Origin of the sequence: Peribacillus sp. B2I2 (assembly GCF_041261685.1) — a bacterium.
Lineage (GTDB): Bacteria > Bacillota > Bacilli > Bacillales > DSM-1321 > Peribacillus.
Genome location: NZ_JBGCCB010000001.1, coordinates 443416 through 457931, shown reverse-complemented (window position 1 = coordinate 457931; position 14516 = coordinate 443416). Strand labels below are relative to the sequence as shown.

Below are 14516 nucleotides of genomic sequence, written 5' to 3'. Positions count from 1 at the left end.
ATTATAGTAATTGACTATCATTTTAAGGATGAGGGAATATAATGTCACCAAAAATAAAATCTTCAAGAAAAATAGCTAGATATTCACTAATTATCATGGGGGCGGGTTATATTGCAACCACTCCATTTCAAGGTTCATTGCCTTTAGATTTATTACATGGAGGGTTTGAGGCTGGTTTAGTCGGCGGATTGGCAGATTGGTTTGCAGTCACTGCATTATTCCGCCATCCGCTTGGATTACCAATCCCCCATACTGCGCTTTTGCCCAACAATCGTAAAAGAATGACAAATGCACTTGTTTCGATGTTAAAGAACGACTGGCTTTCTAAGGAAAGTATTCAGGACAAAGTAAAACATATTCCTTTTACTGAAAAATTGATCCCTATTTTAGGAAAAGAGATTCAAAGTGATACTTTTAGAAAAGTCCTGATTAAACTAATAAAGCAAATGATTGGTTATATAGATATAGAAAAGATTACACCTTTCGTTGCAAAAAAAATTAAAGCATCACTTTCTAGCATAGACATGAGCAAGATTCTACATTTAGTAAGTTCAGAGTTACTTAACGAAGAGTTTGATAAGAAGGCTTTGGATCATGTTTTGAAAAAAGCTGAAGATTGGTTAGGAAAAAAAGAAACCAGTCACCGACTTGGCACTGTTTCCATGGATGTACTAAGCAAGATTGAACTGGAAGGTATGCTTCAGTTCGCCGTTAAATCCATTCAAAGTCTACTTAACGAAGAGAAACTTGGGAATATCATCCAAAACCTGCTATTAAGTGTCGTAAATAATTTACAAAACGAGGAGGAACCGAATAGAGAGGCTTTAATCTTATATATCAGGAAAGAGATACAAGGCATTAACCATAACCGGGAACTGTTAGAAGAAGTTGAAAAATGGAAAAAACAACTTCTGACAAAATGGGAGCCTGAGGCGACAATAAAGGGAAGTCTACAACAAATTCAACAAGAAGCATTGGATTTCGTGGAAGAAGAACATTTCATGGATACTTATCTGACTCCAATGATTCATCACGTACTGGACAACATAAAACAAAATAGCACGCACATCGATAAGTGGATACAGAAACAAATTACTGTTCTCATTGAAAATAATCATACTCAGATCGGCAATCTTGTACAAGAAAATTTAGATAAGCTAGACAACGAAACGCTGATTGATATGATGGAAAATGGTGTAGGAAAAGATTTACAATGGATTCGGGTGAACGGGGCTGTCTGCGGTTTTATCATAGGGCTTATCCTAACAGGTGCACAGGCTCTGCTTAGGCTATTATAATTCTCGACCCTCGATATGGTAACGGAAGAATACTGTCATTACTGAATCAACTGGGGCTGATTCGTTGCCTTTAGTTTGATACCTCTCATAAAAAAGGCCCTTAACCTCAAGGGCTTTTTAACGGGGAAATTAATCTAATATATAGGGCTTCCTCTCTTCGATTATCTCCACTTCATCCCATTCCACATATTTGGAGTACGGATAACGTGTTCGTAACGTAAATCCGTTAAAACGTACTGTATGATGACTTCAAAAAATAATACAACCCTTAATTTTTATATCGTTTTTTCTCTAGTAGTGTCGTACACTGTATAAAGCCAATTACAGTGTATAAATTTAACACTTAGTACACTTATAAAATTATACGTGTACCTACTTGTTTCTAAATCAAAACGCAAAAAAGCACTCGTTGCCATAAGTGACAATCAAGTGCTTTAAGTTTGTATATTTTCTAAGTTTCTATGTTCGTTTTAAGTTTGTAAGTTTCATTGCATTGTAAAAACAATATGACAGCTTTTGTGTCTCGTGACAAGTAATACCTTTAAAACGTACGAGCTTGTGTGCATTCGTTAGTTTACTATACATTCCCTGTCTTTGTACCCCCCATACAATAAAATGTCATCTCGCCTAAGCTCGTGTGTCTTATTTTATCTTGTCGAGATATGGCGGTGTAAACACTAGCTTATGATGGTACAACCATCATGGAGTCGATTCTTCAAAATGGCCTTTTCTTTTTTTGTACACTTCAAATATGCTTTGTTTTTCAATTACCTGTACATGTTTTTGCTACAAGTTCGGTCATTCCTGTATGCAAAATATAAATTGAATAATAAGTGGTGTTTTTACACTTTCCCATCTAATGCAAATTTTAATTATTAATTCTGTTATGTCTACTTAATATTAACTCATAAAGAAAATCAAATGCTTCATTTTCACTAGCAATTTCTTTAATTATATAGTGACCTCCTCTCTCTCTTGTTTTATAAACTTTCCACACTCCTTGATCATGTGCACATCCTATTACTAGCGACTCATCCGTTATAGTATCTAGTACCATAATATATTCACCAATATTTAGTTTTTCAGCTTCATATCTATTTAAGAACTCTTGTTTTGTCACGTCTAGCCCTCCTAGTATTTAGGTATAATTCCTATAATCTCTAGCATCACACCATTTAATGGCGTTACAATTTGTTCTGCTCCACCATTCATTAACTTCTCACCTGTAGAGCTACTAGTCCAGGAAGCAGCAGTACCTTTCACTCCGTAAGTAGTATCTGTATTTCCAATAAATTTTTGTACTCTATCTTGGAAATCGTCATAATAAGCCTTAAAATCAGCAAATTCTGAATCAGAAATTGCTGTTCTTCCATTGGCCACTACAATTCGATTTAGCTCTTCAAGATTTCCACTTTTGACTGCATCAATAGATTCAAAATAAGATTCATTATTAAAATGCCCAACGTGCCTTGCAGCAGGGTTTTCTATATACGGTATTGCACGTTGATCATATGTGTATGGAATACCATTATGAGGTAAAGTGGTGAAATCCTCTCCACCTTTTCCACCTACTCTATCCCATCTTTCTGGTAACGGACTATTTCTATCAATTGGCTGGATGGATTCTTCTACAAACCCCATCTTATCTGGCCAATCCACAATCATTCTACCATTTCGACCAAACCCTTCTGGACGAAGGAATTTTGTGCCTTTAACAACAGTAACATCACCTTTTACTTCTAATGCGGCATATGCTTCGTGAATCTTTACAAGCTTCTGTTCACTCGTTAAATCATCTCGTTTTCCAATATTATTGATACTATTAAAATACTCCCCAACATTCTTAAACTTAGGATCATTCGTACCCTTAGAAATACTCTCCCCAGAAACACCCTCTACTTTGCTATCCTTCACCGTGATTTTTCTGATAGGCTTCCTTAATTGTCTGCTTTTCCATCATAACTTGGCGAAGGGCTGGTCCTCCTGTGAGGGATACTTTTTCCATACTTATCCGTTTAGGGATTGCTTTTTTACCTATTGCTTCACCTATATTTTTTAACGTGGTTTTTCCGGATTTCGCTATGTCTGTTATTGTAGCTTTTGCATACTGAACCTGCTTTTGCGCAAATTCCTTACTGTAAGGGACGAACTTTGTACCACTCGCTACTTTATCAGCGACTTTGGCCGCACCTGCCACACCGCCGATTCCGAGTGCCATCAACAGCCCGTTCTGGCGCTGTTCCTCGGTTAGCTGGTTGCAAAGTGGAGCTAAAAATTGAATTGATTATAAAATTGGATTCTAGTTATAAGATATAGAAAAGCCCCTAATAAGGGGCTTTTACTATTGTCCATATTAGGGGAACAGTTCAATAAATATTAAAGGCGTTTTAAACGAGGAATCAATCTAATGAATAGGGCTTCCTCTCCTCAATTATTTCAACTTCATCCCATTCTACATATTTGGAGTACATATATTTATCTGTTCTTTCAAAATCCATTTTTTTGGCAAGTTCAGTGTTGGTTGTATCCAACAGCACTTTACCTGTTTTTCCATCTTCAGATGCTGGAAACATCTCCCCCTTATATTTGGCATAAGGATTTATAGAAAATAATTCATTAACCTGATTTATATGAACCATTTTTGTGTAAATATTATTCTTATAATGAGTAAATCCATTGTCCATATCCTTTTTATCATTGCTTATTAATTCAATGAACTCTACTTTATCTGATTCTATAAACCTATATTCTTTCCCATTATATATAGTATACTCACCTTTTCTTATCATTTATATCCTCCATTACTTAGTTTTATATTACAGATGTAAACTTCTTCTCTCTACCATCAAAAATCCCGACTAATATTTCTTCGCCATTTTCAACTTTATATAATTCTGCGCCATTTTTCGGTAGGAATCTACCTTCAAATTTAAATTCAGGTATTACTTTATCATTTCTAGACCCCGTAAAACCGTTTAGTGTACATGGAGGACCATCTGTATTTAAGCCCCCAAATTTCTCCCCATATGGAACATATACATTATCTACTTTTTGTGTCATAAATTTTATAACACCGTAGGTACTTCCTCCTTCTGGAAATGGTCTTTTCCCATTCCAATCCGTATAATCTAACCTCAAACTTTCAACGAAATCATCATAAAGCTTTATATCATGAACATCTTCGGCTTTTGCAACGTAACCTCCAATTTCAGAATATGTGCCATCTAAGTATTTTTCTATATCCTGCCCTGGAATGGTTTTCTGTAAAATAGTTGTCCTTGTAATAGGTGGAACAGCTTCTCTAATTGTTTTTAATTTTTCTACTTCCAAATCCGTTAACTCATCATGCGATTTTAATTTTAATTCTTTAAACTCTGACGAGGTCATGCCCACATTTTTGAGTACATCATCTATTTTAATATTAAAGCCTTGTAGGTCCTTTAATTTTTTTGAGTCAAATTGGGTTTTAACTTTTCTACCGTTAGTTGTTTGTTCACTAATATTTTTAAGCTGTCGACTATCCACATACTTAGCCGCACCAGCCACACCACCGATTCCAAGTGCCATTAACAGCCCGTTCTGGCGCTGTTCCTCGGTTAGCTGGTTGCCGAACATGTCTTTGCCTGTGGCCGCTTCGCCGAGGCCGTTGGCTGCGAGGAGCCCATATATCCCGTATTCGGTTTTCTGGAGGAGGCTAAAACCTTTTGTCGTTTTATAGGCATCGAGAGCGTGGTCCGCTGCATTGAGTCCTTTGGCCGTTTTGTAGATGGCGCTGCCGCCTTTGATGGCCCGTCCGGCCCATCCGACGACGGGGATGAATCCAGCGGCGGCCATGGCTCCGGCGGCGATTCGTTCGGCATCGGACAGCTTGCGGCCCGTTACTGGATCGACTCCGGTCGAGGTCCTGATTGAATCATAATATCCCGTGAATTCCCCTGTAAAGGTTTTTGTCGTATCCCAGGCCTTTTCGTACCATGGGCGGTTTTCGAGTTCTTCCATTTCCTGTTCGATTTTCCAGGCTTCTCTTTGTTCCTTTTTGAAGGTTTGATAGTCTTTCATCTGACCGGCGACTTCATCCTTCACTTGATAGACGTCACTGCTCTTGAATGCCGATTGGTTGAATGTCATCGGCGAAACGTTGCCGTCCTGTTTGGTGGCATCAAGCAAGGCACGGAAGAGGCCAACGGCCACGTTTTCCTGCCCGATGGACACATCATATTCCTCGACCAATTGCCTGTCGACATTCTCGACCTTTGTCACGGTGTCATCCAGTCTATGTCCGGCCAGCGTGATTTTTTCATTAAAGTCCTTTTGGTCGAACATATCAAGAGGCAGGATATCGTCAATGCTGTTCAGGATCCTTTGGAGATCGTTCGCTTGTTCATCGACAAGCGACTTCGCTTGGTTGATTCCGTTTGAGACTTCACCAACTAAAAAGGGAACCTCGACCACCGTTTTTCCGGAGAGGTCCGCTTCTTCCAGACTGGCTGGAATGCCTTCCAAAAAACTGATCTGGGTCGTGAATAGTTCCATCCAGGCATCCGCCACCTCGATTTGCGCTTCATAGAAGCTTTTGATGGCAGTAGCACCGGCTCCCTGGAACTCGTTATCTAGGCCAACAATGCCCTGAAATTCCTTTTTCAGGGCTGTGACTTCCTTCTTTAGGTCTTCATATTGCTTGGCGCGCGACTTGGTTGCGGCCGTCAATGTCTCGGCTTCATATATCTTCATCGCTGATACCCATGTGAAGACGTATGGGCGATGGCTTCATCCTGTTCTTTTAATAAGTCAATGTTGGCACGGGTATCTTCCACATTTTTCTGGACGATTTTGATATATTGCTCAAAGACCTTCTCTAGGTTCGTTTCGCGATCGATCCATTTTGATGTGAATTCCAATTTATTGTTGCCAAGCTCGCCTGCCGGCAAATTTCCAAGCGTGACTGTACCAAGTGCCGTCTTCACTTGATCGACTTGCTTCGTTACGGCAGGATGATTCAGTTTGATTGTCGTCATTAAAACAACCACCCTTTTAAATATGATATTTTGCTTTCCAATTGATCTATGACGGCTTCTCCTTTGCCTAAAAGAACATCCGCTTCATGTGCTATCGTACCTGCTGCACTCAGAGCCTTTTTCTCTATATTAAGCATCATGATTTTACCGTCGATTTTCTCTTGATAGTCGTCATAATCATCATGAATGATCGTTGACATTGCCTTGTATGCATCACTGCGGGCATCTTGAAAGTCTTCTGCACGGTTTCCCGTCCAGCTTTTTGCCAAGTCTGGATTTTTAATTTTAGCAATTTCCCCCAGACAAGCGTTCTGTTCGTCTTTTATTTGTCTTTTTGCCTGCTCCAAACGATTAATTTTTTCATTCACATTTGACATTTTACTGGATAGGGCAGAGTGAATTTCACTCAATGAATTTGCATACACTTAAAAAAATCACCTCAAACATACTATTCTCATTATGCAGACTGTCATATTTTTCATAATTTTTATTATAAGGATTATAGTCTTAGAGTTAAATAGGGATAAATAAGCTATTTATGCCAGGTGTTTAGGGAATCCATCCCACACGCACCAATTCCAGAATAGACTTTTTACCTCTTTATTTCCATTTTCAAACATAAAAAGAGAGTGCAGGCTGCACCCTCTAAATATTTACTGCATTATTTAAATTCCTTTTCGTCAAATAAATGCGGAACTTTCACCTTTTTCCCTTTTTTATGATTGAGATCAGGTTTTTCAGGTTCGATTTTAGCTTGGTCATAGACAGCGGTGCCGACAATTTCAGCAACATCTTGAAGCTTTTCTTTTGAGATTTTATCAATGGTATCATCAGGAGTATGATACCAAGGTTCTGATGGACTATGGATGAATAATGCAGCGGGAATCCCAGCCTCTGCGAAAGATACATGGTCACTTCTACCGCCTTGTCCATATGGAGTCGGCTCGCCATTCAGTCTTGCACTTGATGCCTGAGCCAGCTCGGTTACAAGATTCATTTCTCCATCATTAGTTAAAATGACCAAATCTCCTGCGTCCCGGCTTCCTACCATATCCAGATTGAAGTTGGCAAGCGTCCGCTTGATATCATCATCAGAGAGATTGTCCACATAATGCTGTGAACCCAGCAATCCATTTTCCTCAGCCCCAAAGGTGACGAAGCGAATTTCCGTATCTGTAGGAAGATTCTTCAGCACACGTGCAAGTTCAAGGGTGACGGATGTTCCTGATGCATCATCATTCGCTCCGGGTGCTCCAGCGACGGAATCATGATGTCCAGTAATATAAATGATATCGCTCTTTTTTGCTTTTATGTTCTTGGTTGCTTTTTTCGTTGCCACTACATTATAAGAGGTTTTCTCTCCGGAATAAGCTCCTTCAATTTTTAATGATGCTGTAAATTTAGCTCCAGCATTTAATTTCTCCAGCAGGGCTTCTCCATCCTTTTTGGTTATCGTGACAGATGGAATATACTTGTCATTAGCCCCTCCGAGTGTCCCGTTTAATTCCCCATCGGCATTATTGAACAGGATGACTCCCGCTGCCCCTTTTTCTGCTGCATTCAATACTTTCTCTGCAAAAGTGAGGCTGCCTCTTTGTATAAGGGCAATCTTCCCTTTAACATCGGTTTCCTCAAGTTCTCCTTTCGTTCCTAAACCGGCGTATACCACTTCACCGGATAAATTCCCATTAACTGAATAGGTTAGATGGTTCGCTTGGATTTCCCCATCAAATCCAGCAACGGACAGTTTGACCAGATTTGGGTCTGTATAAGATAAAAAATTGAACTCTTCGATGTCGGCTTCATAGCCATAAGAATTGAATTGCTTTTTGATGAATTGGACGGCCTTATACTCAGAATCCGTACCGGCCACCCGAGGTATTTGTGAGAGGTATTCAATATTCTTGTAGATTTTGTCGACATTAATTTTCTTAACGACTTTCTTGTCCGTGGATGGCGCCTGTTGCACCTGTGATGAATGCGGCGTAGCTAAAGCGGTAGTTGTCCCGAGTGTCAATGCTGCGATTAATGTTATCGATAGAAATTGTTTTTTCATAGATTGCCTCCCAGTTTAATAGATTACCTCCATAATTTTACAATATATAGATAATACTAACTAGGTAGGTTTATCCCTATTAATGCATGTCTAAAGTAACAAATTTACAAATTAAAGAAATACGCAGGCTGTTTGACACGTGCCGAAAGTTATCCACCATTTGATATTTTGTCATATTATATAAAAATACCTGGAATCCAAACAGGATTTTCGCTCTTTTTCGGGAAAATAATACAGAAGAGATTGAATTTTTACAGGGAGAAGGCGCAAAGATGTCGATAACTAAATTTGTGATGCCGGAAGTGATTTTTGGAAAAGGTTCGATTGAACAAGCCGGTGAGGCCTGCTTGCGGTTGGGTGCCAAAAAGGCGCTTATAGTCAGCGACTCTGGTGTGGCCAATGCTGGCTGGTTAGATAAAGTCATTAAATCCTGCCAAGATGCTGGTCTTGCTTTTGCTACCTTCATTGATATGACGACCAACCCGAAAGACAGGGAGATTGAAGCCGGCTGTTTGACATTTAATGAACAAGAATGCGATGCCATCATTGGTTTAGGAGGAGGCAGTGCTTTGGATGTCGCCAAAGGGGTAGCCCTTTTAGCTACGAATGGCGGCATCATCAGTGATTATGAAGGCGTTGATAAAGTCCACTCCCCCCTCCCACCCATGGTGATGATCATGACTACGGCCGGATCGGGATCAGAGGTCTCCCAGTTTTCGGTGATTGTCGATTCATTCCGCGAGAAAAAAATGACGATCATTTCAAAATCACTCGTCCCCGATATTGCAATAGTCGATCCCGGTACCTTAACCACCTTGGGTCCGGATTTGACCGCGGCTACGGGAATGGATGTTTTAACCCACGCCATTGAATCCTACGTTTCAATCGCTGCCACACCATTGACCGATGTCCAAGCTAAAAATGCGCTTTCCATCGTTTCCCGTCACTTACGCCCCTCTGTTGCATCCAGGCATAATGAGGAAGCAAAAAAAGCGATGGCGATGGCAAGCCTGCAGGCAGGACTAGCTTTTTCCAATGCCATTTTGGGAGCGGCCCATGCCATTTCACATGCCATCGGCGGCAAGTACCTCCTTCCGCATGGGGAAATCAATGCGATACTCCTTCCCCATGTCATGGAGTTCAATCGAATTGCCTCACCAAGGCGATTCAGTGAGATTGCAGACATCATGGGCATCGATACACGTGCATTGACCGAGCAGCAAGCTGGAATGGCGGCCATTCACTTCGTAAGGGAATTATCCCAGGATATAGGGGCTCCCAAGAGTTTAAGTGATGTCGGCATTACAAAGGAAATGATAGATCCCATAGGTATGACTGCCCTTGAGGATGCCTGCATGATCACAAATCCTCGTGATATGTCATTAGAACAGATTAATCATCTGCTTCTTACAGCCCTATAAGAGGTGAAAACATGAACAAACTTGAATTGATAGATTTAATGACAGGTGTAAAATCTTCAAAAAAAACGTATTACACGGAACTTAAGAAAACTGTGGATCAGCTGAAGAAGAAGAATATGCAGCTTGAAATTATGAATGACATCACTAAAAATATGAATATGGACATCGACATCCAAGAGATTCTCCGAAATGTTATTGCAAAGCTCAAGCAGCTAATTACCTTCGATGACAGTCACTTTGTCATATTGTATGAGGAAGAACCTGCCCTGCTTCACATCTGCCCCAATGGTCACTGCGAACTTGAACTTGAAATTGATTCCAATAACCCGTTACACCCATTTCAGGGTTTCTCGTCTGCTCTGAAAGATAAGCAGCCCATTCAGGTGGAAGTTAAACGGTTACCGGACTTCCCAGAAAAAGAACGACTATTATCCCTTGAGATCGAAGCACTTCTATTGGTTCCTTTGTACGGAAAAAGTAAAAAAATCGGAATTTGGACTTTCGGCAGGAAGAATAAGAAAACATGGCATAAAGATGAACTGGATTTTCTTGAGCAACTATCAAATCAGCTTGCACTAACTTTGGAGAATGCCCAGCTTTATAAGGAAGTCCTTCATTCCAAGCAGGAGTGGGAGGATACGTTCAAGGCAGTTGAAGATATGATTATCGTTTTTGATCACAAAGGAACCGTCTATCAATCCAATGATTCTGCCAGGGACTTTTCCGACCTGGTTCCTTTAATTGAAAAATCTCAAAATCTGATTCAAGATACCTTTTCATTCAATAAGCCAGGATTTCAAGAAATACTCCTTCAGCATGATACCATCTTGGAAATGCATGCCTACCCGATTCAGAATAAGGAGCATCAAGTCTATGGGGTCATTGCTTATTATAAAAATGTCACCGAAAGAAGACAGATGGAGGTCCAGCTATTGCATGCCGGTAAACTTGGGGCGATCGGTGAAATGGCAGCAGGGATTGCCCATGAATTGAATAGCCCCTTAACGGCCATTCTTGGTAACTCCCAGATTTTATTACGGAAAACTCCCCAGGACAATCTGGACTATATGCTTTTGAACGATATTAAGATTTGTGGGGACCGATGCAGGCAAATAGTGAAAAGCCTGCTTACCTTTTCGAGGCAGGATGAGTATAGATTCCACTATTACTCTATTAACGAAGCCATTCATCAGGTTCTGAACCTTTTGAAGTTTCAACTGGGGAAGAAGCAAATTTCCCTTCATCTTTCCCTTAAGGAAGACCTTCCCTTCATAAAGGGCAGCCAACCTCAAATAGAACAGATCATCATCAACTTGTTATTGAATGCCAAGGACGCATTGGATGAGTCCTCTCCATCGGAAAAATCGATTTCGATCACTACCTATTCAGAAGACAAGTTCATGGTGGTACAGGTGACTGATAATGGAACGGGGATTGAAAAAGAACGCCTACCCTTCATATTCCATCCCTTTCATACAACTAAAGACCGTGAAAAAGGTACAGGTTTGGGGCTGTCCGTAAGCCTTGGAATCGCCAAAGACCATGGTGGCAAGATCGACGTTTTGAGCAAATCAGGACAAGGAAGCACTTTTTTCCTGAGGCTTCCCTTGCAAGCAGAAGAGGAAAGGCGATGATAAGTTGATCAATTTACTTGTGGTAGACGATGAGAAAGAAGTTGGGACTTTTCTATCCCGCCTTTTTACGATGAAAGGTTACCTCGTACAAGTTGTGAATAGCGGAAAGGTTTTTTATGAAATCGATTGGAATCAGCAGCGTTTTGATGTAGCAATGATTGACCTGAAGCTTCCGGATTGTGATGGCCTTTCCCTTCTGCAACATCTAAAACAACTACAGCCGCGTTGCAAGGTACTGATCATGACCGGATACAGCACCGTCAAGACCGCTGTTGATGCAATGAAACTTGGCGCGAGTGATTATATGGAAAAACCCTTTGTGGATATTGAAGTATTGGAAAATCAAATTGACAACCTATTGAATGAAAATGAAGATTTGAATCAACATTTCATCCATAAGCTAGCCGAGGAATCAGGATTGATTGTCGGTGAAAGTACTTTAATGAAGAGTTTGATTGAAACGGCATTCAAGGTTGCCCAAAAATCAGTCAATGTATTAATTGAAGGAGAAACCGGCAGCGGCAAAGAAGTGCTTTCACGTTTCATCCACATAGCCAGCCCCCGAAACCATGAACCTTTTATCGGCATCAATTGTGGAGCGATCTCTGAATCCCTGCTTGAAAGCGAATTATTCGGCCATGAAAAGGGGGCTTTCACCGGAGCTACCCAGTTGCGAAAGGGTTTTTTCGAAATTGCAGGGAATGGTACGCTTTTCCTTGATGAAATTGCGGATGCGAGTCCCGCCATTCAAGTCAAATTGCTACGAGTGTTGGAAACACGGGAATTCATGCGGGTTGGCAGCAGCGGGACATTACGGACGAACGCCCGGTTAGTGGCGGCCTCCAATGAAAACCTGCAACAGGCAGTGGACAAAAATAAATTCCGGGAAGACCTATTTTACCGACTGAACGTCGTGACTCTGGATATCCCGCCTTTGCGCAACCGAAAAGAGGATATTCCCTTGCTTGTCCGTCACTTGATTGAGAGAAATGGTCATGGAGATATCTCTTTTTCCAATGAAGCCATTGAAAAATTACAACAATACAACTGGCCAGGCAACATACGCGAACTATCTAATGTGGTCATGCGCACGCTAACTCTTGCAGACCATAAGTCTGAAATAACAGCCAATGATATCTCGCTATCTAACAGCCAGGTCACTCCGAAGAAGAAAGAGCGTCCGAATGAGATTCAGACAACTGAAAACCTTCTTGAAGAGTGGCGAAAAAAGCTGGTGGCCGACTTTAATGAGAAAGATGAACTGATGCTAGAAGAAATCCTTACGGAAATCAAACAGCTTCAATCCACAATTGGAAAGGAACTCGTCATGCAGGCACTGCAAAAAACCTACGGCAACCGGAATGAAGCAGCCAAACGCTTGCAAATATCCATAAGGAAATTACGCTATATATTAAATGAGAAGAACCAGACATAAAAAAAAGGGGGATGCCCCGTTCCAGGGCATCCTCCTCTGTTACTATTCTAGCGTCAATACGATGCGTCCATTGATTTCTCCCTTTTCCATCATTGAAAACACATCATTGATTTCATCAAGTTTCCTCGTCTCTATATTCGTTCTGACTTTACCCTCAGCCGCAAATTGAACAGCTTCCTGTAAATCTTTTCTCGTCCCGACGATTGACCCTTTTACAGTTACCCCATTTAGTACCGTATCAAAAATCGGGATCGGAAGTTCATCATTCGGCAATCCGACTACGACCAGTGTCCCGCCCCTCTTGACTGAACTGTAAGCCTGTTCAAATGCTTTTTTCGTAACCGCTACAGAAATGGCTGCTTGCACACCGCCAACTTTATCCTTAATGGCTTGTACAGGATCAGTCTTAAGCCCATTAACCGTGAAATCCGCCCCCAGTTCCGCCGCCAGATCAAGCTTATCATCTTGAATATCGACAGCAATGACATTAAAGCCCATCGCTTTCGCGTATTGAAGGGCAACATGTCCCAATCCGCCAATTCCATAAACCGCTACCCAATCACCAGGTTTTGCTTCTGATACCTTAAGCGCTTTATAAGTCGTTACGCCTGCACAGAAAATCGGTGAAACTTCCGCAAAGTCAAGCCCTTCAGGAACCTTCACCACATATTTGGCAGGTGCTTTACAGTATTCCGCATACCCCCCGTCCACGGAGTAGCCTGCATTCAATTGATCCAAGCAAAGCGTTTCCCTTCCAGTCAAACAATACTCACAATCGCCACAGGCCGAGTAAAGCCATGGGATCCCAACGCGGTCACCGACCTTCAAGGAAGTTACGCCTTCTGCCACCTTTTCTATGATGCCTACACCTTCATGTCCGGGGATAAGCGGAAGCTTGGGCTTTACCGGCCAATCGCCATGTACCGCATGTAAATCGGTATGACACACGCCACATGCTTTAATTTTCACTAATATCTCACCATAATCCAATTCCGGGATGGGTACTTCTTTTATCTCAAGTTTTTGGTTAAATTCATTGACGACCGCTGCCTTCATTGTCTTGACCTGTTGTTTTGCATTTACAGTGCTAGCCCCTTGTTTTACATTCATGATTCATATTCCTCCCTTAATTAAGTTGATATTATTTCTTACTCCACTTATACAAGATGCAAGTGCCATGCCAATGCAAAAAGGCCAAGACGACAGCATCCAATTTAAAAAAGTGCCGAAAATTCGGCCCATTTGGACGAATTAACGGCCCAAGTTGGACGAAATCCGGTTTGTATATTGCAGAAAAAATAGCTCACCCTATAAATGGGAGGTGTCCAAAACATGGACCAATTTGAAAAAGCTTATGAATCCTATAAACAGCAGGGAACACCGCAAGCAAACCAACTTGATTCAGCAGGAAAAGAAGAAATCATCGCCGTAAGGAAAAATGAAGAGGACAATATTATCGCCATCAAGACCAACTCCGGCCGCGAACTCGACTACCCCACTGCCCTTTCGGAAGCCAAAGCAGGCATCCTGGCCAATGTTGACGTCTTTCATAAATATGGACGTGATATATTGCGGAGTGAGCCTGATGGGATAAAAGAAAATAACCTGGATCAACTGCCGGAGTTTTGAGTTTTCGGGGAAACTGCCTGATATGGGC

At 41.2% G+C, this 14516-nt stretch carries 14 protein-coding genes; 5 read left to right on the top strand and 9 right to left on the bottom strand.

The features are described from left to right. Positions 1-41: 41 nt before the first annotated feature. Positions 42-1298, top strand: a complete 1257-nt coding sequence (locus ABIE66_RS02275; RefSeq protein WP_370013727.1) for a DUF445 domain-containing protein — start codon at positions 42-44, stop codon at positions 1296-1298. 868 nt (positions 1299-2166) lie between these two features. Here the strand turns inward: ABIE66_RS02275 and ABIE66_RS02270 are convergent. The 8 genes from ABIE66_RS02270 to ABIE66_RS02235 all read right to left on the bottom strand — a co-directional run bounded on the left by ABIE66_RS02270 (position 2167) and on the right by ABIE66_RS02235 (position 8369). Then, entirely contained in the window at positions 2167-2418 is a 252-nt protein-coding gene (locus tag ABIE66_RS02270) for a hypothetical protein (RefSeq protein WP_053533616.1), read from the bottom strand. A gap of 11 nt (positions 2419-2429) precedes the next feature. Then, complete coding sequence (locus tag ABIE66_RS02265; RefSeq protein ID WP_370013726.1) at positions 2430-3212, bottom strand: hypothetical protein; 783 nt, start codon at positions 3210-3212, stop codon at positions 2430-2432. Next, positions 3202-3516 (bottom strand): hypothetical protein, encoded by a 315-nt coding sequence (locus ABIE66_RS02260; protein ID WP_370013725.1) that lies wholly within the window; start codon positions 3514-3516, stop codon positions 3202-3204. Before ABIE66_RS02260 ends, ABIE66_RS02265 begins: the two co-directional genes overlap by 11 nt. Before the next feature lie 181 nt (positions 3517-3697). Beyond that, positions 3698-4087, bottom strand: a complete 390-nt coding sequence (locus tag ABIE66_RS02255; protein WP_127777404.1) for a hypothetical protein — start codon at positions 4085-4087, stop codon at positions 3698-3700. A 22-nt stretch (positions 4088-4109) separates the two neighbouring features. Beyond that, positions 4110-6029 carry a ribonuclease YeeF family protein gene (locus ABIE66_RS02250; protein WP_370013724.1) on the bottom strand — a complete coding sequence of 640 codons (1920 nt, stop codon included), beginning with the start codon at positions 6027-6029 and terminating at the stop codon, positions 4110-4112. After that, complete coding sequence (locus ABIE66_RS02245) at positions 6026-6313, bottom strand: YwqI/YxiC family protein (RefSeq protein WP_034306007.1); 288 nt, start codon at positions 6311-6313, stop codon at positions 6026-6028. Before ABIE66_RS02245 ends, ABIE66_RS02250 begins: the two co-directional genes overlap by 4 nt. Continuing rightward, positions 6313-6738, bottom strand: coding sequence for a YwqH-like family protein (locus ABIE66_RS02240; protein ID WP_370013723.1), 426 nt, complete (start codon positions 6736-6738; stop codon positions 6313-6315). The genes ABIE66_RS02245 and ABIE66_RS02240 overlap by 1 nt, the downstream gene beginning before the upstream one ends. A gap of 236 nt (positions 6739-6974) precedes the next feature. After that, positions 6975-8369, bottom strand: coding sequence for a M28 family peptidase (locus ABIE66_RS02235; RefSeq protein WP_370013722.1), 1395 nt, complete (start codon positions 8367-8369; stop codon positions 6975-6977). 272 nt (positions 8370-8641) lie between these two features. Here ABIE66_RS02235 and ABIE66_RS02230 point away from each other — a divergent pair, with 272 nt between their 5' ends. From ABIE66_RS02230 to ABIE66_RS02220, 3 genes are read left to right on the top strand one after another with little or no spacing between them, the layout of a single operon-like run. Beyond that, the gene (locus tag ABIE66_RS02230; RefSeq protein ID WP_289318192.1) at positions 8642-9790 is read left to right on the top strand and encodes an iron-containing alcohol dehydrogenase; all 1149 of its coding nucleotides are present in this window, start codon (positions 8642-8644) and stop codon (positions 9788-9790) included. 11 nt (positions 9791-9801) lie between these two features. After that, on the top strand, positions 9802-11424 hold the full coding sequence (locus ABIE66_RS02225; protein WP_370013721.1) for an ATP-binding protein: 1623 nt from the start codon (positions 9802-9804) through the stop codon (positions 11422-11424). A 4-nt stretch (positions 11425-11428) separates the two neighbouring features. Then, positions 11429-12859 carry a sigma-54-dependent transcriptional regulator gene (locus ABIE66_RS02220; protein ID WP_370013720.1) on the top strand — a complete coding sequence of 477 codons (1431 nt, stop codon included), beginning with the start codon at positions 11429-11431 and terminating at the stop codon, positions 12857-12859. A 42-nt stretch (positions 12860-12901) separates the two neighbouring features. On the opposite strand, the gene adhP is transcribed toward ABIE66_RS02220, so the two are convergent. Then, positions 12902-13915: an alcohol dehydrogenase AdhP gene (adhP, locus tag ABIE66_RS02215; protein WP_289327214.1), complete on the bottom strand. Its 1014-nt coding sequence runs from the start codon at positions 13913-13915 to the stop codon at positions 12902-12904. A gap of 276 nt (positions 13916-14191) precedes the next feature. On the opposite strand from adhP, the gene ABIE66_RS02210 reads away from it, so the two are divergent. Beyond that, positions 14192-14488, top strand: coding sequence for a DUF3892 domain-containing protein (locus ABIE66_RS02210; protein ID WP_289318195.1), 297 nt, complete (start codon positions 14192-14194; stop codon positions 14486-14488). Positions 14489-14516: the final 28 nt, after the last annotated feature.